The organism is Mesorhizobium sp. Root157, from assembly GCF_001427385.1.
Taxonomy (GTDB): domain Bacteria; phylum Pseudomonadota; class Alphaproteobacteria; order Rhizobiales; family Rhizobiaceae; genus Mesorhizobium.
Window position 1 is genome coordinate 52,976 of the sequence record NZ_LMGJ01000038.1, and the last position, 22,144, is coordinate 75,119.

The following is a 22,144-nucleotide window of genomic DNA, read 5'->3' on the forward strand; positions in this document are numbered from 1 at the left end:
CTCAACGGTGGTCAACACCGCCTTGCGCTTTTCTCCTTTTCAGGACCGAAATCCGGCTCGCGCCACGCCCGAAACCTGAATGTCGATTGGTCCTAGGCACGTTTCGTGACGAGGGAACTATGTCACCTAAGATACTGTATTCAATATATTTTAAGCCCAGCTTTAGGAAGCTGGATTTGTTTCAACTCGTCCGGCCTGGGAAAATATTTCTGTTTTTCAGCGGTTGAATTCAAAGCGCTGGACAAAATCGGATCACACTCGGCAATACCCTCCCCGCTTTCGAAAACATGTCTCGGGCCGGCTTCGAAACAGCGCCGGGCCATCACGGGTTTTGAAACGGGGCTTTGCCTATGGGGATACGGGGTGGTAGGGCGGTCTTGTTCGTCCCAGCATGAGGCACACAATGACCGAACTGACGCTTGCCACTGCCAACGCTATCATCCACGCAGCCCTGAAAAAGGGAACTGCTGGGAAGATGAAGCCCCTGACCGTCGCCGTGCTCGATGCCGGCGGCCATCTGAAGGCGTTCCAGAAGCAGGACGGCGCCTCGATGCTGCGTTATGAGATCGCCGCAGGAAAGGCCTATGGCGCGCTGGCTGTCGGCATGGGATCTCGTTGGCTCGATCAAGCGGCAAAGGAACGCCCCCACTTTATCGAAGGTCTGAACGCCGTGTCCGGCGGACGCATCGTCCCCGTTCCCGGCGGCGTGCTTGTTCGCAACAAGGCGGGCGAGTTGCTCGGTGCTGTGGGAATCACGGGCGACACTTCCGACAACGATGAGATTGCCGCGATGCACGGCATCGAGACCGCCGGCCTGATCGCACAAGCGCAATAACAAATCAGCCAGCGGCGAGGCTGGCGGGACCTGGCGGCGTATTCGGTTGGTCCCAGCCAACTGCGGTCATCGCTTTCCTGATTTTTTAAGCAGGTGCGATCTGTGTTGCGATGGTGTATTACCGGGGAATTTCGGGGCGTGCGGCGCTATTTAAACGCGCATTCCCGATTCCGGCTAGCTGGACAGAACCAGGGGTCGGTACGCAGGCAACCAACCGGCGGCGCCGAAATTGACGATCGCAAATCCGACGAGCCACACCTGCCCGACCACAGCGACAAGGGCGCACGTCAATATTTCCGCGAGGGCCCCGTCTCCGCGCCAGCCTTGTAATAACCTTATTCTGACTGTATATTAAGTAAGTCGATCTTGCTGACGAACGTTGTTTTTGGCGCTTGAAGCGCCCATACGATCTTCCTTTTCATTGTCGATTCACTTGGCGTTTGGCATTTTGTCGAGCGACAAACTTTCTTTGTCAATAAAAGGACGTCCGAAATGACAACTGGAACAGTAAAGTTTTTTAACACGAACAAGGGCTTCGGCTTTATTCAACCGGACAACGGCGAGCCGGATGTTTTCGTGCATATCTCCGCGGTAGAGCGCGCCGGCATTCGCACCATCGTCGAAGGCCAGAAGCTATCGTTCGACGCGGTACGCGATAGCCGCAGCGGCAAAACTGCCGCCGAAAACCTCCAGGCCATCTAATCGAATTGACTCTGGACGCTGACCGCGGATGTACCGGCAGCAGCCTCAGGCAATCAGGAGAAGGTCGGGAACACCCGGCCTTTTTTCTTTTTCAGAAAGCGTGGTTTTGATGAAGCAGGTCCCGCAGATAGGCGCGCCGTTTGGGCAGCGAAATTCGAAACAGGAACTGAAGAGCGATGCCACCACGCGAGCCGTGCGTACGATCATCGACAGCGAAGCCGCCAAGCGAGAAGCCAAGACACAAAGGCTTCGCGAGGCTAGATTGGCAAAAGAAGCTGCCGAACCCACCGTCACGCCGGTGAAGCCGAAACGCGCGGCAAAGCGATCGACGCAAGAGGCCTGATGAAACATCCTCAGAGTTGGATATTTGTCGCGCTGGCCGCTGCGGTTGTCAGCCCCCTGCTCTATCTGGTCTTTACCAGCATTACGTTTTGAAACGGAACCACTCGAGAGATAGAGCGGCGGCACGAAAGCCTGCGACAGGCGCGTCAACGCCAACAACGCCATGCCGCACTCGGGATTTCAGGCGTTTTGACAATACGCCACACATATTCGTGAACATCTGAAACAGCACATCCACGCGACACGTATTAAAGTGTCGGGACTGTACAGCGTGGCCGAGCGAAGCCACCCGAGGATGTTGACATGGATGCCACCACCGGCAGCACCGGGATCACCGATACGGCTGCGCCCCCAAAAGGGCCTATGGTCTACCGGCAATCGGTATGGACGCGCCTTACCCATTGGCTTTGGGCGATTTCGCTATTGTTCCTGTTGCTCAGCGGCCTGCAGATCTTCAATGCGCGTCCGCAACTCTATATCGGCCAGGAATCGGGCTTTACCTACGACAACACGATTTTCCGCATCGGCGCCGTCAATTCGCCTGAAGGCCCGCGCGGATTTACGGAAATCTTCGGCAAGCGCTTCGACACGACAGGTGTATTTGGCTGGTCCGGTCCGCCGGGTCAGGAACGCCCCCGCGCCTTCCCTTCCTGGCTGACGGTTCCGTCCTATTACGACCTCGGCACCGGCAGGGTGATCCATTTCTTCTTTGCCTGGGTATTATCGGTCACGCTGATCACCTGGCTGGCAGCCAGTCTGCTCAATGGACATCTCAGCCGCGATCTCCGGCCACGGCTACATGACCTGCGCAACCTGCCGCGAGATATCATTGACCACGCCAGGCTGAAATTTCATCACACCCGCACCTACAACACGTTGCAGAAGTTCGCTTATGCCGGCGTGCTGTTCGTGCTCTTGCCGCTGATGATCCTTACCGGATTGACGATGTCGCCAAGCATGAATTCGGTATTGCCGTTCCTGCCTGACCTGTTCGGAGGCCGGCAGACCGCGCGCACCATCCACTTCGGCGTCATGCTCCTGCTTGTCGGCTTCTTCGTCGTCCACATGCTGATGATCGTGGCGGCAGGTCCGATCAACGAGTTGCGTTCGATCATCACCGGCTGGTATCGCATTGATCCGCACGATCCAGACACGGCCAAAGCCGAGCGGGAGACGTGAAATGCCCAAACTCAGCATCAATCGCCGCAAGTTTCTCACCGCTGCCGGTCTCGGTGCGTCCGGCATCATGCTGTCGGGTTGCGACGTGTTCGACAGTCAGCTTCGCGTCGGCGCTCCGCTGCGCAATTTCCTTGAAGGCGCCAATGATCTTACCTGGCGGGTGCAGCGCCTGCTTGCCGGGCGCGATGCACTGGCGCAGGAATTCACCGAAGCCGATATCCGCCAGCCGATGCGGCCCAATGGCATTACCGCGCCAGACGACGGGTTCTACAAGGGCCTGATGGCCAACGACTTCAACGACTGGCGGTTGGAGGTGACCGGCCTGGTCGAAAAGCCATTGTCGCTTACCCGTGACCAACTCGTCACCATGCCGAGCCGCACCCAGATCACCCGTCACGACTGCGTCGAGGGCTGGAGTTGCATCGCCAAATGGACTGGCACGCCGCTCTCGCTGATACTGGACGAAGCCGTGGTCAAGCCCGAGGCGCGTTATGTGATGTTCCATTGCCTCGACACCATCGACCGCGGCCTTGCAGGCGATATCAAGTATTATGGCTCGATCGACCTAATCGATGCCCGCCACCCGCAGACGATTCTCGCTTATGGCCTCAACGGCAAGCCATTGCCGGTGGAGAATGGCGCGCCGCTGCGTGTGCGCGTCGAGCGGCAACTCGGCTACAAGATGCCGAAATACGTCCACAAAATCGAACTGGTCTCCTCTTTCTCGACCTTCGGCGGAGGGCGCGGCGGCTATTGGGAAGATTACGGTTACGATTGGTACGGCGGCATCTGAGTGCAATTTCACCTGTAGACAGCATCGATTCAGAGCCAGTTTTCATCGTTTTGTTTCAGTCTCTTGCAGCAAATGACGTTGTGCGGGGTTGTCACCACTGGCCGCTTCGCCCATGTTTTCACGTCGCGCGGCCTGTGTTGCCGCATATTTCCAGAAACGAGAACAGGAGGTGGAGCGGTTGTCCGACACCACAACTATTTTCGAGCAGGAACCGGACGAAGATACGTTCGGCGGTCGCTTTTCGCGTGCCCTCGATGCAAGCGAGTTGAGCACGAAGGATCTGGCCTGGCGGCTGGGTGTGCAACTCGCCACAGTACGGGCATGGGAACGTGACCGCTCGGTCCCCGGCTCCCACCATATCTCCAGGACTGCAGGGCTGCTTGGCGTCAGCCTGTCCTGGCTTTTACATGGCGTGGGCCTTGGGCCATCGGGATCCAGCGAAGAGTTGGATTCGGCCATAGAGGCGCAATTCGAGAAGCTGAAGCTGTTGCATATCGAAACCGGCCAACTCATCGGTCAACTTCGCAGCGATCTCGACCGGCGCGCCACCGTAACGGGTTAGATTCCAGCCGTTTATCGAAATCTTGTGAAATTTTCGTCGACTTGTCGCCGACAGGTGACAAGTCGTCGTGACTAGGCTATGGACTCATTCGTCGGGGGCTGATTTGGCCTCAACTGTTTGCGGGAGAGAGTAGCGAAAACTACCGCCGAAGGGGAAATCGCCCGAAATCTCTCAGGCAAAAAGAACCGTAAGCAGATCGACACTCTGGAAAGTCGGGGCTTCGAAAACCCCGCGCCGAAGGTGTAAGCACAGCCGACAGAGTTCCGGTTGTGCGAGTCTCTCAGGCTTCAGACAGAGGGGCACGGAATGGCCGCACGTTGCGGTCGAGTTCGTGTTTTTCTGGAGAAGTCATGACAGGCGATGAAATAAGGCACCTACCCCTCGAAGACTTGCATATTCAGGCCGGAGCGCGCTTTGGCGCCTTTGCCGGCTGGAACATGCCGCTGACCTACCCGGCCGGCGTCATGAAGGAACACCTGCATACGCGCGAGCATGTAGGCCTGTTCGACATTTCACACATGAAGCTGTTCGAAGTGGCAGGCCCCGACGCAATCGGCTTGCTCGGCAAGGCATGCCCGCTCGATCCGGGCACGCTGCCGATCTCGCAGTCGAAATATACGCTGCTGCTCAACGAGACAGCAGGCGTCATCGACGACCTCATTGTCACGCGGCTTGGCGACAATCGCTTCATGGTCGTTGCCAATGCGGGCAACGCGGCAGTCGACGAGGCACATCTGAGTTCGTTGACGAAGGGACTCGACGTCACGATCAAACCGCTCGATCGCGTTTTCCTCGCCATCCAGGGTCCCGAAGCCTGGGCGGCGCTGTCGCGTGCCGGCATCGAGACTGGAACACTTGTGTTCATGCATGGCATCGAGCCGCGCCCGGACTGGTTCATGACCCGATCCGGTTACACCGGTGAGGACGGTTTCGAGATCGGCCTGCCGGAAAACGATGCGCGCGAGCTTTTGGCCAAGCTGCTGGAAGACGAGCGTGTCCTATGGATCGGCCTCGCCGCCCGTGACAGCCTGCGCCTCGAAGCGGGCCTTTGCCTACATGGCAACGACATCACGCCCGACACCAATCCTGTCGACGCCGGCTTGATGTGGGCCATTGCGAAAGACATACGCGCCTCAGGCAATTTCGTAGGTGCAGATGCGCTGCGTGCACTCATGACGCGCGGGCCGATCGAAAAGCGCGTCGGCCTGAAGCCGGAAGGCCGCCAGCCTGTGCGCGCCGGAGCGGTACTGGTCGACGCCGACGGCAATACTGCCGGTCGCGTCACCTCCGGCGGTTTTGGTCCCACCACCGGGTTTCCCGTCGCCATGGGCTACGTTTCTGCCCCGCTCGCCGGCAACGGAAGCCAAGTTTTTGCCGATGTCCGCGGCGCGCGAGTGCCGCTCGAAGTCCATTCACTGCCGTTCACGCCCCATCGCTACCGCAAAGGATAAATCCTCATGGCAACGACATATTTCACTGAAGATCACGAATGGCTCCGCGTTGAGGGAGACGTCGCTACGGTCGGCATTACCGACTACGCGCAGGAACAGCTTGGCGACATCGTCTTCGTCGAGATTCCCGAGGCCGGCAGGAACATGAGCAAGGGCGACACGGCCGTCGTCGTCGAATCGGTCAAGGCCGCGTCCGACGTCTATGCACCGGTCGACGGCGAAGTGACGGAGGCCAATGAAGCCCTGACCTCAGATCCGGCTCTCGTCAATTCCGCCGCCACTGGCGGCGGCTGGCTCTGGAAAATGAAGCTGGCCGACAAAGCCCAACTCGACGGCCTCATGGACGAGGCCGCCTACAACGCCCATATCGGCTGACAGGATAACACCATGACCACGGCACCTTATCCGTTTACCGCCCGTCACATAGGACCGGGCGTCGATGACACCCGCGCCATGCTGGCCACCATAGGCGTCCCGTCGATCGAGACGCTGATCAGCCAGGCGGTTCCGAAGTCGATCCGGCTCGAGCGCCCACTAGATCTGCCGGCTGCGGCCAGCGAGGCCGAAGCACTGGCCGAGCTTTCCGCCACAATGGCAAAGAACACAGTGCTGAAGAGCTTCATCGGCGCCGGCTATCACGGCGTCAACGTGCCGCCGGTCATTCAGCGCAACCTGTTCGAGAACCCGGCCTGGTACACGGCTTATACGCCCTACCAGGCCGAGATCAGCCAGGGCCGGCTTGAACTTCTGTTCCACTTCCAGACGCTGGTGACCGAACTCACCGGCCTGCCTGTCGCATCCGCTTCCCTGCTGGATGAAGCGACCGCCGTTGCCGAAGCAATCGGCATCGCATGGCGTTTCCATTACGGCAAGCGGCCCAAGATCGTCATCGCTGGTTCGCTGCACCCGCAGATTCTGGATGTCGTAAAAACGCGTGCCGAACCGCTCGGCATACAGGTGGTCGAGGGCGAAGAGGCCGACGAACAGACGGCTGCGGTGATTGTTCCGTGGCCCGACACTTTCGGAGTCTTTGGCGACTATTCGGGCGTGGTAGACAAGGCGACGGCGGCTGGCGCTGTGGTCATTGCCGTAGCCGATCCGTTGGCTCTTGCGCTGCTTGAAGCACCGGGAAAACAGGGGGCCGACATCGTCGTAGGCTCCATGCAGCGCTTTGGCGTTCCCATGGGATTCGGTGGGCCGCATGCGGCGTATCTCGCTGTCTCCGACAGGCTGACGCGGCTTATCCCCGGTCGCCTCGTCGGCCAATCGGTGGATGCGCATGGACGGCCGGGTTACCGGCTGGCGTTGCAGACGCGTGAGCAGCATATCCGCCGCGACAAGGCGACGTCCAACATATGCACCGCACAGGCGCTGCTGGCCAACATGGCGGCCTCCTATGCGATCTGGCACGGATCGGCCGGGTTGCAGGGTATCGCCAGCCGCATCCATGCGCTGGCGAACGGTCTTGCCGAGGGCCTCAAAGCGGCAGGCGTGAAGGTGCTCGGCGCCAACCGCTTCGACACGGTGACGGTCGAAGTGACGGGCAAGGCCGCCGAAATCGCGGCAGCAGCGGAAAAAGGTGGACGCTTGCTGCGCATCCTTGACGCCGATCATGTCGGCATCAGCTTCGATGAAACCTCGACCGAGGCCGATGCCGTGGCGATTGCTGCCCTATTCGGCGCCAAGGCAAGTGCCTCGGCTTCCAGCACAATGCCCGGCAAGCCGCGCGGCAAGGACTTCCTCACCCAGCCTGTGTTCCACGAAAATCGTTCGGAAACGGACATGATGCGGTTCCTGCGTCGGCTGGCAGACAAGGACTTGGCACTCGACCGAGCAATGATTCCGCTCGGTTCCTGCACCATGAAGCTTAACGCCGCAGCCGAGATGATGCCCGTAAGCTGGTCGAGCGTCGCCAACCTGCACCCCTTCGCACCGAAGGCGCATTCGCTCGGCTACCGTGCCATGATCGATGAGTTGGAAGGCTGGCTCTGCGAGATTACCGGTTTCGATGCAGTGACCTTGCAGCCGAATGCTGGCAGCCAGGGTGAATATGCGGGTCTACTCGCCATTCGAGGCTATCATCGCGCCAATGGGAACGACCATCGCAATATCTGCCTGATCCCCTCCTCTGCGCACGGCACCAATCCGGCAAGTGCTGCGATGGCCGGTATGAGCGTGGTGGTGGTGCACTGTACCGAGGACGGCAATATCGACATCGAGGACCTGAAGGCCAAGGCGGCATCGCATGCGACCAATCTGGCGGCGCTGATGTTCACCTACCCTTCGACGCATGGCGTGTTCGAGGAAGGTGCCAAGGACATCTGCGCAATCGTGCATGAGCATGGCGGCCAGGTCTATTTCGACGGCGCCAACCTCAACGCACTGGTTGGCCTCGCACGCCCCGGCGATATCGGCGCAGATGTCTGCCACATGAACCTGCACAAGACCTTCTGCATCCCTCATGGCGGCGGCGGTCCTGGCGTGGGTCCGATCGGCGTCAAGGCTCACCTGAAGCCGTATCTGCCTGGCCACGTCGCCGAAGGCTCGGCCCATGCGGTGTCGGCGGCCCCCTTCGGCAGCGCCTCGATCCTGCCGATCACCTGGATGTATATCCGCATGATGGGTGCTGCCGGGCTGAAGCAGGCCACGGAAGTTGCGATCCTGTCCGCCAACTATCTGGTGGCGCGTCTCGGCAACCACTACTCGGTCCTGTACCGGGGCCGTAGCGGACGCGTGGCCCACGAGTGCATCCTCGATACCCGCGTGTTGAAGGAAAGCTCCGGAATTACCGTCGATGACATCGCCAAGCGACTGATCGACTACGGCTTCCATGCGCCGACCATGTCGTTCCCTGTTGCCGGAACGCTGATGGTGGAGCCGACCGAATCGGAGCCGAAGCGCGAAGTGGACCGACTTTGCGAAGCGCTGATCTCCATCGCCTGCGAAGCCGACAAGGTCGGCAAAGGTGAATGGCCGAAGGACGACAATCCCTTGGTCAACGCACCCCACACGGCAGCCGAAGCACTGGTTGGCGAATGGAAACACCCCTATTCGCGCCTTGAAGCGGCCTTTCCCTCGGGAGACGCCAACACCGGCGCCAAGTATTGGCCGCCGGTCTCGCGCATCGACAATGTCGCCGGCGACCGTAACCTCGTCTGCTCCTGCCCGCCGATGACAGAGTATCTCGGCGCGGCCGAATAAAAGAACGGGCCGGCGTCATCGCGCCGGCCCGTTTTTCCATCGACCTGATTGACAGGTCCCGACCCTAATGCATGTCGCCCGAAAGTGGGAACCGGGTTCGGGATAACGACATACATAAAAACAGGTACTTAGAGCGCACCGGCGAATCTGAAAGATCGCGACACGGTCTAAGCCTTGTCGAGCAGCGCCAGATTGGCATCGACGACTGTAGTGTCGCTCATGGCTTTGCGCGCTTCGAGAAACAGTGTCCTCGCCTTCTTCTTGTTGCCGCGCAGCATTTGCGAATAGCCCATATTGTTGACGATCTGAGGCCTGCGGCCGGCAACCTTCAACAGCTGGTCATAGGCACGGTCGGCGAAGTCGAAGCGGCCAAGCTCGTCATAAGAGGCTGCCAACCCCATCCACGCCTCGGCATTGTCGGCTTGCAGTTCCACCGCCTTGCGGAAGTGTTTTTCAGCCAGCCCGTAGTTCGCATCGCGGAACTGCGCCTTGCCTGCAGCAAGGTCCGACACGGCAACACTGTGCGCGGCAGGATTGATCGCCGTGGTCTCGGTGGTGTCGACGCCGGTGGTTGTGCAGCCCGATAGCGCGATGACAAAGGCTGTCGCAGCCAGTGCCGTGAAAAATCCGTAACGCATTGCCCCTGCCCCAGTCGCCCGCTTCGGCGTATCGTTGCTCGGTTCTTATATTAGGGAAGAGCGCTTAAGCTTCAGTGCCAAAATGCGCGCAAAGCATCATGCCATGCAAAGCCGGCATTAACCAAAAGCCTATTGCGAGGTCATCTTCACGATGATCGGAATGATTGCGATCATCAGCACCACCGGCAGGATGCAGACCGTGACCGGCACCGACATCTTGGCCGGCAACGCATGCGCCTTCTCCTCGGCCAGCGACATACGCTTGTGACGCATTTCGTCGGAAAACACCCTGAGCGCCCCAGACAGGCTGGTGCCGAGTTCCTTCGACTGCTGCAGCAAGGTGGCGAACGATCGCACCTCATCCAGGCTCAGCCTGTCAGCCAATGCCTTCAGCGCATCGTCGAGGCTGCGCCCTGCGCGCAGTTCCAGCGAGACGAGTTGGAGATTCTGGCTGAGCGACGGATAGGTCTTGGCAAGCTCCCTGGAGACCCGCTCGATCCCCGCCTCCATGCTCATGCCGGCATCGGAGCAGACGATCATGAGGTCCATGAAATCCGGGAAGCCGTTGCGGTATTCGCGCGAACGCTCGCGAATTTTCTGGCTCAGTATCAGGCCCGGCAGGAAATAGCCCGCTGCACCGAACATGATGACAAATGCAGATCGGCTGGTGGCGGTGGAATCGGCATTGGCCATCCATTCGTTGAAGATGAATGTGGCCAGCGCCGCACCGACGAAACCACAGAAGCGAATGAGGAAGAACATGCCAACGGCGCGCGGGTCCATATAGCCGGCCTGGATGAGCCGCATGCGCAGGCGCGCGACATTTTCCGGGTCGCTGCGGGCATAGAACTCCTGCGCCGTCCGCGCTGCCTTCTCGCGCACCGCACTCGGGTTCCTTTTCGGAGCCGGTTCGGCTGGCTTCTGAGGTGTCTGCTCCTCCACGCGCAGCCTGCGCTTGACGTCGTCGCGATTTCCTTTCGCGGCCACCAAGGGCCACACCACCGCGCCGCCGCCTACCAGAAGCAGCAGCGCCGCTACCGGCATCAGCGATGTCGGTCGCAACGAGGCAAGGAATTCGATCACGCTTTCCATCTCAGAACTTGAAGTTCGACATCTTGAACATCATGGCATTGCCCAGCATCAGCCAGAAAACTGCTCCGCTAATCAGATACCAGGTCTTCGGCTCGCCCCAGACATCGCGGTAGAACTCCGGCATCATCACCATGATGCTGGCGAACAGCAGCGCCGGCACAGCCGTCAGAATGTAGGCCGACATGCGACCTTCGGTCGAAATAGCGCGCACCTTGCGGCGTAGCTTGCCCCGTTCGCGAATGGTCGCAGAAAGGCCGTCGAGAATCTCGCGCAGATTGCCGCCGGAGCTGCTCTGGATGGCGACGGCCGTCACGAACAACGGCAGATCTTCGTGGCCGACACGCTCGAAGAGCGCATTTAGTGCAGAGACCAGATCGGAGCCGAATGTCACCTCGTCGGCGATGACGCCGAATTCCGAGCCGATCGGGTCAGGCATTTCACGTGCCACCATGGCGATGGCGACCGGTACAGGATGTCCGGCCTTCAGCCCGCGCGTGATCAACTCCAGAGCCTCGGGCAATTGCACACCGAAACGCTTCAGCCTGCGCTTGCGCAGGAACCGCAAAACCACGATCGGGACGACAGCCGACAGCCCGACAAACAGGCCGAGGCACGCCATCGGCGGCAGCCCCTTCAGGAAGGCAAGCGCGGCCAACACAAATGCAACTGACGATGTTATGGAAAGGAACTTTCGTGGCGGCATGCGCAGACCGGACTGGATGCGCAAAGCGCGGAACCTCGCCGGTGAAAACAGCGAAGCGCCACCATCGATGCCACGCTCCTTGCGCAACTGAATCAACACCTGCTCCTGGCTGATCTTGCTGCCCTGAAGCTTCATGCGCCGATTGATGGCCGTGCGCTTGTCAGCCTTGCCGGCAAAAATCAGGTAGCACGCCTCGGCGATCATGATGCCGGCAAGTGCTGCCGTGGCATAGACGACGTAGATCGCCGAAAAACCTTGCATTCGGCTACTCCTGCGGCCGACCCGGCTCGAAATACTTGCCGGGGAATTCGATGCCCATCGCCCTCAGGTCTTCGAGGAACCGAGGCCTTAGGCCCGTCGCCTCGAAATGCCCCAAAATCTTGCCGTCCGGTTCGATGCCTGTTCGCACGAAGCGGAATATTTCCTGCATCTGGATAACGTCGCCTTCCATGCCGGTCACCTCGGCGACGCTGGTCACCTTGCGCTTGCCATCGGAAAGGCGCGTCAACTGGACGATGATTTCGATAGCGCTAGAAATCTGGCTGCGAATCGACTGCACCGTCATCGGCATTCCCGTCATGCCGAGCATCTGTTCAAGACGCGAGATGGCGTCGCGCGGCGTATTTGCGTGGATGGTCGCCATCGAACCTTCATGGCCGGTGTTCATGGCCTGGAGCATATCGAAGGCTTCCTCGCCACGGCACTCGCCGAGGATGACGCGATCAGGCCGCATGCGAAGCGCGTTCTTGACCAGATCGCGCTGCTTCAATTCGCCCTGTCCCTCGACGTTGGCCGGGCGCGTTTCCATGCGCGCCACATGCGGCTGCTGCAACTGAAGTTCTGCCGCATCCTCGATGGTGATAAGGCGCTCGTCTTCAGGAATAAATGCCGACAGGGCATTCAGCATCGTCGTCTTGCCGGTGCCGGTGCCGCCTGAAATGATGGTGGTCTTGCGGGCATGCACGGCGGCGGCCAGCACCTCTGCCATGTTCTGGGTGATGGCGCCGAACTCGACCAACTTGTGCAGGCCAAGCTTGTTCTTGGAGAATTTGCGGATCGACACCAGCGGCCCATCGACCGCAATCGGCCGGATGGCGGCGTTGAAGCGCGAACCGTCCTGCATGCGCGCGTCGACCATCGGCTGGGACTCGTCCACCCGGCGTCCGACCGCAGCGACGATCTTGTTGATGATGCGCAGCAAATGCGCCTCGTCCTTGAAGGGAATGTGCACCTGCTGGAGCTTGCCCCTGCGCTCGACAAAGCAGTTGTGGTGGCCGTTGATCAGGATATCGTTGATCTCGGGGTCCTTCAGCAACGGCTCCAGCGGCCCCAGCCCCACCATCTCATCGACAATGTCGTCCACCAGCGCGTCGAGTTCGGCGACGTTGATCGCCATGCGCTCCTGCCGCGTCTTCTCCGAGACGAAATCATGCACCTGGCGGCGCATCTCGTCTTTGGGCAAGCGCTCCAGCGCGACGAGGTTGATCTCGTCCAGCAACATGCGGTGGATGCGCACGCGCGCGTCGAGAACCTTGTCGCCGCCGCCCTTGGCCGCTGCTTCCGCCTTCGGCGCGACCGGCTTGCGGGTAGTCGGAATGACGATCGCGTGGCCTGTCGCCGGGATCTGCTCGACAGGGCGCTCGGCGCGATGATCGCGGCTTTGAAGGGTCGAAAAGCGGCTGGTCATCCGGCTTTCCTTCGCAGCAGACCCTTGCCGATGCCGAACAGGGACCGGGCTTTCCGGGGCGCGGCAACCACTTCATCCGGCAGGACAATCTTCTTCAGGTCCTGGATGACATTGGCGTTCGGGTCGATCTCATGCAGCGGAACGCCGCGATCGACGGCTTCGCGCACTAGCCGGTAGTTGTTGGAGATGCCACCGACGAAATGTTCGCCGAGGATTTCCTGGACGTCGGCCTGTTTGATGCCATTGTCGAACATCTTCTGCTCGAAACGATTGACGATGACGTTCGGTCTCACTTCCTTGCCAACGGTCTGGTGGATGGCCTGGATCAGCCGCTGCGTATGGCGCAGGCACGGCACGGTCATTTCCGAAACGATGTAGAGTTTGTTGGAACCGAGCAGCACCGTTTCCGTCCACGGGAACCAGGTGCGCGGCATGTCGATGACCACGTTGTCGAAATAGGCCGACACGAGGTCCAGCATGCGCACGACGACATCGGTCCTGAACGAGCGCATATCGGCAGGGTTGGACGGTGCGGCCAGGACACAAAGGCCGCTTGCGTGCTTGGACAGCATAACGTCGAGCAATTGCCGGTCGAGCCGCTCCGGGCGGTTCTCGATCTCGGTAATGTCGAAGCGCGGCTCGAGGTCGAGGTATTCGGCGCACGCTCCCTGTTCGAAATTAAGGTCGACGACGCAAGTCGAGGCGCCACGCGAGGCCGAATTGTGGAGTTGGAAAGCAGTCTGCAGGGCCAGCGTAGTCGTGCCCACCCCACCGGCCGCCGGCAGGAAAGTATAGATCTGCGATTCCGTCTGCTGGCTGTGCCCCGTGCCTTGCAGCGCGGCGACGACAGAGCGCACGAGGTCGGCGGTCGAGATCGGCTTGACCAGGAAGTCGGCAACCTGAAGCTGGACAAGGATGCGCACCGCGGCGGCGTTGAATTCCTGCGTCACCACGACGACCGGCACGCGGCCTTCCAGCCGGCGCATGATGCGTTGCAAGGCGCCCATCTCGTCCAACCTGGCCGCGTCCATGTCGATGATGATGGCGCCGAGATCCGTCTCCTGCACTTCGCCGCGAATGTCGGGAAGGCTCTTTTCGACGGTGATGAGTTGGATCACCTCCGAGGCGGCGAATGCCGCTCGCGTATCCTGCTCAAAGGCCCTGTCCGTCGAAACGAGCAGGATTTTCTTGGTTTTGACCTCGTTTGCCATCTGAAATCGCCCGCCTGGTCAGTTGCCCGTGGTCTTGGCTGCCTTGGCATAGGCGGCGTCATCGGCCGAACTTGCCTGGGCCGCCCCCCGTTGCGCCGGCACCACCAGCTTGGTGTTCTGCACGCCGTATTGCCACGGATCGACGATCTGCATGGCCGTGTTGGCTGCGATCGCATCGCCAGCCCCGACCGTCAGACCATCGGTGCGCAGATAGTCGTCCTGGGCGCAGCCGCCGACGCCGGCGCAAATCAGCAAAACCGCACAAGAGGTTCGAATGGGCCGCATGGTGATCACTCCTTTGGCAGGTCGAGGAAATGCCCGACCGTGGTGACCGCAGGAGCAACGCCGCCACCGGCCATGGCCAGTGCGCGACCTGCGCCGTCGATCTTCACCTCCTCGGTGTTGCCGAGGAAGTAATCGACATTGCTCGCGGCCAGCGTCTTGTCGGTCGGCACAACCGGCTTCTTCGACGGGTCGATCGGCTTCACAAGATAGGGCGTCACGATGATGACCAGGTCGGTTTCACGCCGCTGGTAGGCCTTGGACGAAAACAGCGAGCCAAGCACCGGCATCTTGCCGGCGCCTGGTATGCGCTGGGTGATTTGGTCGTTTTGCGTCTGCAGAAGACCGGCGAGCATGAAGCTCTGGCCGCTTTTCAGGTCAACCGAGGTGCGTGCGCGCCGTACGATGAAGCCAGGGATCGAGATGTTGCCGAGCGAATAGGAGGCCGAGGCGTCTATGGAAGAGACTTCCGGCTCGATATCGAGGCTGATCAGCCCGTCCTGCAACACGGTCGGGGTAAAATCGAGGCTGACGCCGTACTTCTTGTACTCGACCGATATCTTGTTGTCGTCTTCCGACACCGGGATAGGAAACTCGCCACCGGCAAGGAAGCTTGCCCGTTGGCCGGAGCGCGCAATCAGATTTGGTTCGGCCAGGCGGCGGGCCACGCCGCGATCTTCAAGCGCCTTGATTGCCACATCGGCCGACCAGCCATTGCTGAGCAGTCTGCCGACGATATCGCCCGCCGGCACAGAGGTCGATGCCGAAGGATCGGAGTTGAAGCCGATCGAGCCGCTAGGGCCGGCATAGCGCACGCCAAGCTTGGTACCCAATTCTTGCCCGACCTGGCGGTTGATCTCCACGAAGCGCACATTGAGCTGCACCTGCTGCGAGGAGGAGATACTGACCGAATTGATCACCTCTTCCTCGCCGGAAAACCGTGTCGCGATCTTGCTGGCCTTTTCGGCTGCAACCGCATCCGTGGCTTCTCCCGACAGCACCACGCGACCATTGGCCGAGCCGACCTTGATGTTGGCGCCCGGAACGCTGGCGCGGATGGTGTTGGCAAGCTGCTCGGTGTCGAGCGTGACCTCCACGTCGACTGTCCCGACCAGTTGCTTGTTCTCGTCGAACAGCGCAATGCCGGTCGTGCCCAGATTGTTGCCGAGCACGTAGAAGGACTTGTCCGTCAGCGGGTTGACGTTGGCGATTTCCGGGTCGCCGATGACGATCTCATAGAAGGGCGCATCCGTCTTGATCGTCCTGGGTTTGCCCTTGGCAACCTTGATCGACGTGTTTCTGGTCGCTGATACCTTGACGATATCGCCACCGGCGACTGAAGGCGCCGGCAGCGCCATCATGCCTGCGACGGCAAGTGCCGCGACACCGAGCGGTGCGCGCAAGCCCCTGGCCAGCCTATCCTTTAGAAACCCACCCAACCCCAGCATTTGCCTTGTCCCCAGCCGGCCCCCGCCGGCAAATTCAGTTCTGTTCCTGCGGCAGTTCTTGCCGCATGACCTTGTATTCCTGCGCCACCAAGCCGCGCGTCACGATCACGGTCTTCATCTTCGGGGCATCCGAATCCGCTCTGCTGAACAGGGCGCCGGCGGCCGACTGCACGCCTGCCGCTACCGAGCCGCCAAAGGAGGAGATGGTGGTCAGACCGCCGGATGAAGCTTCCGCATCAGTTGCCGAGCGCAGCGTCAGCGACAGTGTACCGACCGTGCGGGCGAGCGCCACCTTGCGCGCGCCTTCCTCGTCAACTTCGATGGTTACCGAGTTGGCGATCTGCGGCGTGGTCTGGCGCTCGTCGGCGCCCTGGCCGACGGACAGGACCTTGGCGCTTGCGACCACGATTTCCGACGTCACGGTCGAGCCGGCAGCGCCGTTGGCATTGCCGGAGACTTCCTCGATTGCACCGGCGTCGCGCGTTAACACGACATCGACACGGTCGCCCGGCGTGATGAAGCCGCCCACGCCGGCGATCTCGTCGGTGCGGATGGTGACGGCACGCATACCCGGCATCAGCATGTTGGAGAGCGTTGCCCGACCGTTCGGGCCGGACAGCTTGGCGAGCAGAACGGGCTCGTTGGTCTCGATCGGCGAAAGAACCAGGCGCTTGCCTTCCGACAGCAGCGAATCCACGCTGGCGAAGGCGCCCTGCGGCAATGAATCCTGCGGCCACGGAATCTCGGAAAGCTGCGCGGCTTCCACTTCCATGCCGTAGCGCAGCGGCGCATTGGCCACGACGATGGTCTTGAATTCCACCGCCGGCTGCTGCGGCGTAACCGACGAGGTCTTGACGATGTCGGCTTCAGCCTGGCTCTTGATCCAGAAATCCGCAGCGAAGATCGAGATTGCGCCGAACACGGCTGCAATGCCGATCATCGTTATGACCTTGCCCCTCACGCCAAACCCCTGATGTGCCCGTTTCTTCTGTTCGTTGGGGTCACGCTAAGGGCCATTCCTAAAGATTCAGCGATCCGGAATATAAACATTCGATCTAATTTGCGTGACTTGGTTATCGAATGGTTTTGCGATAGAAGGCATGCAACTCACGAACGGACCATGAACTTCGGTCGCGCCGCCATCAAAAGCGTGGCACTATCGTCGGTGATTCGCAGCATCGGATTCCTTCAGGCATATGAACGAACGCCCCCTCGATCTTTTCGGTGATGGCCAGGACAAGGCCGAGCCGGTACGTCCTTCTTCGCGGCCCACGGACCCGCTGGTGCGGGCTGCCAAGCGCGTAGATGTCGTGAAGGATGGGGCCGAAAGCTACAGCGCAGCCGATATCGAGGTTCTTGAAGGTCTTGAGCCCGTACGGCGGCGGCCGGGCATGTATATCGGCGGCACCGACGAGCGGGCGCTGCATCACCTGTTCGCCGAAGTCATCGACAACTCCATGGACGAGGCCGTCGCCGGCCACGCGACCTTCATCGAGGTGGAGCTTTCGGCCGATGGCTTCCTGTCGGTCACCGATAACGGCCGCGGCATTCCCGTCGACCCGCACCCGAAATTCAAGAAGCCCGCTGTCGAGGTCATCATGACCACGCTGCATTCCGGCGGCAAGTTCGACTCGAAGGTCTACGAAACCTCCGGGGGCCTGCATGGCGTCGGCGTCTCGGTGGTCAATGCGTTGTCGGATCATCTGGAGGTCGAGGTGGCGCGCGGGCGCAGGCTTTATCGCCAACAGTTCTCGCGCGGCAAGCCGCTCGGTGAACTCGAGCATCTGGGCGAGATCCACAACCGGCGCGGCACCAAGATCCGCTTCCATCCCGATGAGCAGATTTTCGGCAAGGGCGCGGCCTTCGTGCCGGCACTGCTCTACCGGATGACCCGCTCCAAGGCCTACCTGTTCGGTGGCGTGGAAATCCGCTGGAACTGCGATCCATCGCTGATCAAGGAAAAGGATACGACGCCGGCCAAGGACGAATTCCACTATCCGGGCGGCCTCAAGGACTATCTCGGCTCCTCGCTTGGCGACGATTTCCAGGTGACCCGTGAAATGTTCGCCGGCAAGACCGAGCGCCAGGGCGGCCACGGCTCGTTGGAATGGGCGGTCACGTGGTTCGGCGGCGACGGCTTCCTGCATTCCTACTGCAACACCATCCCGACCGGCGAAGGCGGCACGCATGAAGCGGGCTTCCGCAACGTGCTGACGCGAGGCCTGCGCGCCTATGCCGACCTCGTTGGTAACAAGCGTGCCTCGATCATCACCTCCGAAGACGTGATGATCTCAGCGGCCGGCATGCTTTCGGTGTTCATCCGCGAGCCGGAATTCGTCGGCCAGACCAAGGATCGTCTTGCCACCATCGAGGCGATCCGTATCGTGGAAAGCGCCATCCGCGATCCGTTTGACCACTGGCTGACCTCCAATCCACAGGAAGCCTCGAAGCTGCTCGACTGGGTGATTGCACGCGCCGACGAGCGCGTGCGGCGTCGCCACGAGAAAGAAGTGTCACGCAAGAGTGCGGTGCGCAAGTTGCGCCTGCCGGGCAAACTCGCCGACTGCACGCAAAATGCGGCGGCAGGTGCGGAACTGTTCATCGTCGAAGGAGATTCGGCCGGCGGGTCGGCCAAGCAGGCGCGCGACCGTGCCAGCCAGGCCGTGCTGCCGCTGCGCGGCAAGATCCTGAACGTCGCCAGCGCCGGCCATGACAAGCTGACGGCCAACCAGCAGATTTCCGATCTGATCCAGGCGCTCGGCTGCGGCACGCGCTCGAAATACCGCGACGAGGATCTGCGCTACGACCGCGTCATCATCATGACCGACGCGGACGTGGACGGCGCGCATATCGCCTCGCTGCTGATCACCTTCTTCTACCAGGAAATGCCCAAGCTGATCCATGGCGGCCATCTCTTCATGGCGGTGCCGCCGCTCTATTCGCTCCGGCAAGGCGGCAAGATCGCCTACGCGCGTGACGACGCGCACAAAGATGAGTTGCTACGCACCGAATTCACCGGACGCGGCAAGGTCGAGATCGGCCGTTTCAAGGGCCTCGGCGAAATGATGGCTGCCCAACTCAAGGAAACGACGATGAGCCCCAAGAAGCGTACGCTGCTTCGAGTCGACGTGCTAGACGAGGAAACCGCCACCAAGGATACGGTCGATGCGCTGATGGGCACGAAGCCCGAAGCGCGCTTCCGCTTCATCCAGGAACGGGCGGAGTTCGCCGAGACGGAAGTTCTGGATATCTAGGGCATCGGACCGAAAAATGCACTCGGTTTTTCGGGGTATTCCGATGCTCCGTCAAAGTGTTAGAGTGTCCTTTTGTGCGTCCGAAAAGAAGCACGACGCTTTAAATGCTCGCGCTTAGGCCGCAGCGATTGCGAGCGCATGGCCGCGCGCATTTTCGCGAAGCGCCTCCAGATGGATGGACTTCACCAGCGTGGCGAGATCGCCTTCCGCCCGCTGCCCGCCCAGTTCCTTCAGCATCAGCCAGCTTACTTCCTGAACTCCGGCGACACGCTTGCCGTTGGCCACCTCGCGCCAGATTTTCAGCGCGCGAAGGATGACGGCATGAGTGGCGTCAGCAAGACCGGCGCTGCGAAACAAAGCCTGCAAGGCGACATCGGTGCCGGAGGTTAAAAGCACCCTTATCCGCTGTTCGGACTGCCTGGTCAGCACCAGCAGCGCTGTGCCGAAGAAATCGACCTTGCCGTGGGCGATGGTGCGGATCAGGAAGCCGGTCGTAAGATCGCCGCGCAGGCGCAGATGCTCGACAAGAGCGGCATGCTCGCCAGCCTTGGTGCCGTCGACCAAGGTCAGCGAGGCCTTGACGCAGGCGTCGCGCGTAACGCGCTCCGCCCTGGCTGCTCCCATCAGGGCAAGCACCAGTGGCGAGCTTCTGAGGGCTTCGCCTACCTTGACCAGAAGCATGTGGCGGCAATCGCCCGGCAGCCGTGCATCGGCGATCAAGGCTTCCCGGACCGATGCTTCATGCCCGAAGCGCTCGGCCAGACGCCGGAAGCTCAGCGAGGCGATATCGGCGCCGGTATTGGCAAGCAGCATGAGGCAGGCCTCCGCTTCGCCGATCTCGGCGATGGCGGCAGCAACAGGCATCGATACTGACGGGCGATCGGCAATCATCTGCTGCGCGGCCTTCTGGCCTGTTGCGACACGATCGATCAGGTCGGCATCGGTCAGCAAGGGCGAACGGGCAAGCACCGGATTGGCAACTTCCGGCTGATCGGAAGCCAAGGCCGCAATGATTTGGATCGGCGCATGGTGGCTCATCGAAAGCGCTTCGGCCAACGCCTGGCGAACCTTGGCGGAATTGTCGTCAAGCAAAAGCGTCAGAGCGGCTTCGGCAGCGCAGCGATCTTCGAAAGGCAGCGTGGAATTGACGTAGGCCCGCGCCAGCGCGCTGGCTGCCGCTGCGCGCTCCGAAACCCTCGCCGTCGAGATCCATTTCAGGAAATGCGAAACCACCATGTTTTGCATTCTGCCCCCGCAAGGCCACCCCGGCCCTCCTGCAACATTAGGCGGTAATGAATTAATAAAGTGTTCACCATGTTCGTTAAGGCCTGCCGGCTCGACGGTGCGTGCGCGATCCCAAACAGCTTGCGGGTGAAGTGGCCAGAGCTTATCAACTGGGCGCAAAGGAGATCGGTAATGGCAGGGCTGTATCTGGAAGAATTCGCCGTCGGCCACGTCTTTCGCCATACGCTGCGCAAGACAGTGACCGAGAGCGACAACATGTTGTTTTCGGTGATGACGCTGAACCCGCAGCCGCTGCATATCGACTTCGATTTTGCGGCCAAAACCGAGTGGGGCAAGCCGCTCGTCAATTCGCTGTTCACGCTCGGCCTGATGATCGGCATTTCCGTGAACGACATCACCGTCGGCACGACTGTGGCCAATCTCGGCATGACCAGCACGACCTTCCCGCATCCGGTATTCCACGGCGACACCATCCGCGTCGAAACGACAGTGATTTCGGTGCGCGAATCGAAATCCAAGCCGGACCGCGGTATCGTCGAATTCGAACACCGCGCCTATAACCAGAACGATGCCTTGGTTGCCAAATGCACGCGGCAGGCGATGATGATGAAGAAATCCGCCTGATGCGATCGCTGCTGTTCGTTCCGGGCGATTCGGAAAAGAAACTCGACAAGGGCTTCGCTTCCGAGGCCGACGTGGTCATCGTCGATCTGGAAGACTCTGTCGCCTTGGAAAGCAAGGCGGCGGCGCGGCATGTGGCGGCTAGCTTTCTCATCGAGAGGCACGGAAGCCTCAAGCCAGCCGTCTATGTCCGGGTCAACGATCTTGCCAGCGGCCTGACCGATGACGACCTTGCCGCGCTTGTCCCGGCCCGGCCAGACGGCATCATGCTGCCCAAATCGAACAGCGGCCGCGACGTGCAGCATTTATCTGCGAAGCTCAGGGTGCATGAGGCGGAAAACGACCTGCCTGACGGAGCAATCAGGATACTGCCGATCGTCACCGAAACGGCAATAGGTGTCCTGTCCGCATCCAGCTATGCCGGCGCGACCAACCGCCTGTCGGGACTGACATGGGGGGCGGAGGATTTGTCGGCGGCTATTGGCGCACGCACCGCACGCGACGAGAATGGCCGTTACACCGACGTGTTCCGGCTGGCGCGCACCCTGACCATCCTTGCGGCATCCGCAGCCGATACGGCTGCCATCGACACGGTGTTTCCCGATTTCCGCAACATGTGCGTCTTCGAAGCTGAATGCGCGGAAGCCGAGCGCGACGGCTTTACCGGCAAGATGGCGATCCATCCTGCCCAGGTGCCGGTCATCAACGCCGCCTTTACGCCCTCCGCCGAGGCTTTGCAGCATTCGGCCGAAGTGGTCGCCGCCTTCGAAGCCGCCGGCAACCCCGGCGTCGTCGGCATAGGCGGCAAAATGTACGACCGCCCGCATCTCAGGCTTGCCGAGCGACTGCTGGCACGCGCCAAGACGCTCGGCATCGTTCCTGGTAAATAGCCGGGCGA

Annotated in this window: 21 protein-coding genes and 1 riboswitch; of the genes, 11 read left to right on the forward strand and 10 right to left on the reverse strand. The window is 60.8% G+C overall.

Annotated features, from left to right (window positions below; genetic code table 11):
• Positions 1-403: 403 nt before the first annotated feature.
• Both ASD64_RS19405 and ASD64_RS19410 read left to right on the forward strand, forming a co-directional pair.
• Positions 404-835: a GlcG/HbpS family heme-binding protein gene (locus tag ASD64_RS19405; RefSeq protein WP_056108689.1), complete on the forward strand. Its 432-nt coding sequence runs from the start codon at positions 404-406 to the stop codon at positions 833-835.
• Positions 836-1,327: 492 nt separating this feature from the next.
• Positions 1,328-1,537: a cold-shock protein gene (locus ASD64_RS19410; RefSeq protein WP_056108692.1), complete on the forward strand. Its 210-nt coding sequence runs from the start codon at positions 1,328-1,330 to the stop codon at positions 1,535-1,537.
• 45 nt (positions 1,538-1,582) lie between these two features.
• Here the strand turns inward: ASD64_RS19410 and ASD64_RS21170 are convergent, their stop codons facing one another.
• The gene (locus ASD64_RS21170) at positions 1,583-2,044 is read right to left on the reverse strand and encodes a hypothetical protein (protein ID WP_056108694.1); all 462 of its coding nucleotides are present in this window, start codon (positions 2,042-2,044) and stop codon (positions 1,583-1,585) included.
• Positions 2,045-2,182: 138 nt separating this feature from the next.
• Here ASD64_RS21170 and ASD64_RS19420 point away from each other — a divergent pair, with 138 nt between their 5' ends.
• The 6 genes from ASD64_RS19420 to gcvP all read left to right on the forward strand — a co-directional run bounded on the left by ASD64_RS19420 (position 2,183) and on the right by gcvP (position 9,065).
• Positions 2,183-3,058: a cytochrome b/b6 domain-containing protein gene (locus ASD64_RS19420; RefSeq protein ID WP_056108696.1), complete on the forward strand. Its 876-nt coding sequence runs from the start codon at positions 2,183-2,185 to the stop codon at positions 3,056-3,058.
• Between the two features lies 1 nt (position 3,059).
• Positions 3,060-3,851, forward strand: a complete 792-nt coding sequence (locus ASD64_RS19425) for a molybdopterin-binding protein (RefSeq protein ID WP_056108698.1) — start codon at positions 3,060-3,062, stop codon at positions 3,849-3,851.
• 178 nt (positions 3,852-4,029) lie between these two features.
• Positions 4,030-4,413 (forward strand): helix-turn-helix domain-containing protein, encoded by a 384-nt coding sequence (locus ASD64_RS19430; RefSeq protein WP_056109165.1) that lies wholly within the window; start codon positions 4,030-4,032, stop codon positions 4,411-4,413.
• A 110-nt stretch (positions 4,414-4,523) separates the two neighbouring features.
• Positions 4,524-4,611: riboswitch (glycine riboswitch) on the forward strand.
• A gap of 152 nt (positions 4,612-4,763) precedes the next feature.
• Positions 4,764-5,864, forward strand: a complete 1,101-nt coding sequence (gene gcvT, locus ASD64_RS19435; RefSeq protein ID WP_056108700.1) for a glycine cleavage system aminomethyltransferase GcvT — start codon at positions 4,764-4,766, stop codon at positions 5,862-5,864.
• Positions 5,865-5,870: 6 nt separating this feature from the next.
• Positions 5,871-6,239: a glycine cleavage system protein GcvH gene (gcvH, locus tag ASD64_RS19440; protein ID WP_056108702.1), complete on the forward strand. Its 369-nt coding sequence runs from the start codon at positions 5,871-5,873 to the stop codon at positions 6,237-6,239.
• A gap of 12 nt (positions 6,240-6,251) precedes the next feature.
• Positions 6,252-9,065: an aminomethyl-transferring glycine dehydrogenase gene (gcvP, locus tag ASD64_RS19445; protein WP_056108705.1), complete on the forward strand. Its 2,814-nt coding sequence runs from the start codon at positions 6,252-6,254 to the stop codon at positions 9,063-9,065.
• Positions 9,066-9,232: 167 nt separating this feature from the next.
• On the opposite strand, the gene ASD64_RS19450 is transcribed toward gcvP, so the two are convergent.
• The 8 genes from ASD64_RS19450 to cpaB form a co-directional block, all read right to left on the reverse strand.
• The gene (locus ASD64_RS19450) at positions 9,233-9,703 is read right to left on the reverse strand and encodes a tetratricopeptide repeat protein (RefSeq protein WP_056108708.1); all 471 of its coding nucleotides are present in this window, start codon (positions 9,701-9,703) and stop codon (positions 9,233-9,235) included.
• A 129-nt stretch (positions 9,704-9,832) separates the two neighbouring features.
• A complete protein-coding gene (locus ASD64_RS19455; protein WP_056108711.1) occupies positions 9,833-10,795 on the reverse strand; it encodes a type II secretion system F family protein in 963 nt (320 codons plus the stop codon).
• Between the two features lies 1 nt (position 10,796).
• Positions 10,797-11,759 carry a type II secretion system F family protein gene (locus ASD64_RS19460; protein ID WP_056108714.1) on the reverse strand — a complete coding sequence of 321 codons (963 nt, stop codon included), beginning with the start codon at positions 11,757-11,759 and terminating at the stop codon, positions 10,797-10,799.
• A gap of 4 nt (positions 11,760-11,763) precedes the next feature.
• Positions 11,764-13,185: a CpaF family protein gene (locus tag ASD64_RS19465; protein WP_056108717.1), complete on the reverse strand. Its 1,422-nt coding sequence runs from the start codon at positions 13,183-13,185 to the stop codon at positions 11,764-11,766.
• Positions 13,182-14,396 (reverse strand): AAA family ATPase, encoded by a 1,215-nt coding sequence (locus tag ASD64_RS19470; RefSeq protein ID WP_056108721.1) that lies wholly within the window; start codon positions 14,394-14,396, stop codon positions 13,182-13,184. The genes ASD64_RS19465 and ASD64_RS19470 overlap by 4 nt, the downstream gene beginning before the upstream one ends.
• A gap of 18 nt (positions 14,397-14,414) precedes the next feature.
• Positions 14,415-14,681 (reverse strand): hypothetical protein, encoded by a 267-nt coding sequence (locus ASD64_RS19475; protein ID WP_056109168.1) that lies wholly within the window; start codon positions 14,679-14,681, stop codon positions 14,415-14,417.
• 5 nt (positions 14,682-14,686) lie between these two features.
• On the reverse strand, positions 14,687-16,039 hold the full coding sequence (locus ASD64_RS19480) for a type II and III secretion system protein family protein (RefSeq protein WP_244480875.1): 1,353 nt from the start codon (positions 16,037-16,039) through the stop codon (positions 14,687-14,689).
• Between the two features lie 121 nt (positions 16,040-16,160).
• Positions 16,161-17,087 carry a Flp pilus assembly protein CpaB gene (cpaB, locus tag ASD64_RS19485; protein WP_244480864.1) on the reverse strand — a complete coding sequence of 309 codons (927 nt, stop codon included), beginning with the start codon at positions 17,085-17,087 and terminating at the stop codon, positions 16,161-16,163.
• 235 nt (positions 17,088-17,322) lie between these two features.
• Between cpaB and parE the strand changes: the two genes are divergently transcribed.
• The gene (gene parE, locus ASD64_RS19490; RefSeq protein WP_056108726.1) at positions 17,323-19,380 is read left to right on the forward strand and encodes a DNA topoisomerase IV subunit B; all 2,058 of its coding nucleotides are present in this window, start codon (positions 17,323-17,325) and stop codon (positions 19,378-19,380) included.
• Positions 19,381-19,494: 114 nt separating this feature from the next.
• Here parE and ASD64_RS19495 read toward each other — a convergent pair whose 3' ends face one another.
• Positions 19,495-20,616 carry a DUF2336 domain-containing protein gene (locus ASD64_RS19495; protein WP_056109171.1) on the reverse strand — a complete coding sequence of 374 codons (1,122 nt, stop codon included), beginning with the start codon at positions 20,614-20,616 and terminating at the stop codon, positions 19,495-19,497.
• 180 nt (positions 20,617-20,796) lie between these two features.
• Between ASD64_RS19495 and ASD64_RS19500 the strand changes: the two genes are divergently transcribed.
• Both ASD64_RS19500 and ASD64_RS19505 read left to right on the forward strand, forming a co-directional pair.
• Positions 20,797-21,249, forward strand: coding sequence for a MaoC family dehydratase (locus tag ASD64_RS19500; RefSeq protein WP_056108729.1), 453 nt, complete (start codon positions 20,797-20,799; stop codon positions 21,247-21,249).
• On the forward strand, positions 21,249-22,136 hold the full coding sequence (locus ASD64_RS19505; RefSeq protein ID WP_056108731.1) for an HpcH/HpaI aldolase/citrate lyase family protein: 888 nt from the start codon (positions 21,249-21,251) through the stop codon (positions 22,134-22,136). Before ASD64_RS19500 ends, ASD64_RS19505 begins: the two co-directional genes overlap by 1 nt.
• Positions 22,137-22,144: the final 8 nt, after the last annotated feature.

Coding starts and splice junctions, on each gene's coding strand:
- ASD64_RS19450 (WP_056108708.1), bottom strand. CDS start 9,703: ATGCGTTACGGATTTTTCACGGCACTGGCTGCGACAGCCTTTGTCATC.
- gcvT (WP_056108700.1), top strand. CDS start 4,764: ATGACAGGCGATGAAATAAGGCACCTACCCCTCGAAGACTTGCATATT.
- ASD64_RS19455 (WP_056108711.1), bottom strand. CDS start 10,795: ATGGAAAGCGTGATCGAATTCCTTGCCTCGTTGCGACCGACATCGCTG.
- ASD64_RS19500 (WP_056108729.1), top strand. CDS start 20,797: ATGGCAGGGCTGTATCTGGAAGAATTCGCCGTCGGCCACGTCTTTCGC.
- ASD64_RS19460 (WP_056108714.1), bottom strand. CDS start 11,759: ATGCAAGGTTTTTCGGCGATCTACGTCGTCTATGCCACGGCAGCACTT.
- ASD64_RS19470 (WP_056108721.1), bottom strand. CDS start 14,396: ATGGCAAACGAGGTCAAAACCAAGAAAATCCTGCTCGTTTCGACGGAC.
- ASD64_RS19505 (WP_056108731.1), top strand. CDS start 21,249: ATGCGATCGCTGCTGTTCGTTCCGGGCGATTCGGAAAAGAAACTCGAC.
- ASD64_RS19465 (WP_056108717.1), bottom strand. CDS start 13,185: ATGACCAGCCGCTTTTCGACCCTTCAAAGCCGCGATCATCGCGCCGAG.
- ASD64_RS19405 (WP_056108689.1), top strand. CDS start 404: ATGACCGAACTGACGCTTGCCACTGCCAACGCTATCATCCACGCAGCC.
- ASD64_RS19425 (WP_056108698.1), top strand. CDS start 3,060: ATGCCCAAACTCAGCATCAATCGCCGCAAGTTTCTCACCGCTGCCGGT.
- ASD64_RS19475 (WP_056109168.1), bottom strand. CDS start 14,681: ATGCGGCCCATTCGAACCTCTTGTGCGGTTTTGCTGATTTGCGCCGGC.
- ASD64_RS21170 (WP_056108694.1), bottom strand. CDS start 2,044: ATGGCGTTGTTGGCGTTGACGCGCCTGTCGCAGGCTTTCGTGCCGCCG.
- ASD64_RS19495 (WP_056109171.1), bottom strand. CDS start 20,616: ATGGTGGTTTCGCATTTCCTGAAATGGATCTCGACGGCGAGGGTTTCG.
- ASD64_RS19420 (WP_056108696.1), top strand. CDS start 2,183: ATGGATGCCACCACCGGCAGCACCGGGATCACCGATACGGCTGCGCCC.
- ASD64_RS19480 (WP_244480875.1), bottom strand. CDS start 16,039: ATGATGGCGCTGCCGGCGCCTTCAGTCGCCGGTGGCGATATCGTCAAG.
- ASD64_RS19410 (WP_056108692.1), top strand. CDS start 1,328: ATGACAACTGGAACAGTAAAGTTTTTTAACACGAACAAGGGCTTCGGC.
- gcvP (WP_056108705.1), top strand. CDS start 6,252: ATGACCACGGCACCTTATCCGTTTACCGCCCGTCACATAGGACCGGGC.
- gcvH (WP_056108702.1), top strand. CDS start 5,871: ATGGCAACGACATATTTCACTGAAGATCACGAATGGCTCCGCGTTGAG.
- parE (WP_056108726.1), top strand. CDS start 17,323: ATGAACGAACGCCCCCTCGATCTTTTCGGTGATGGCCAGGACAAGGCC.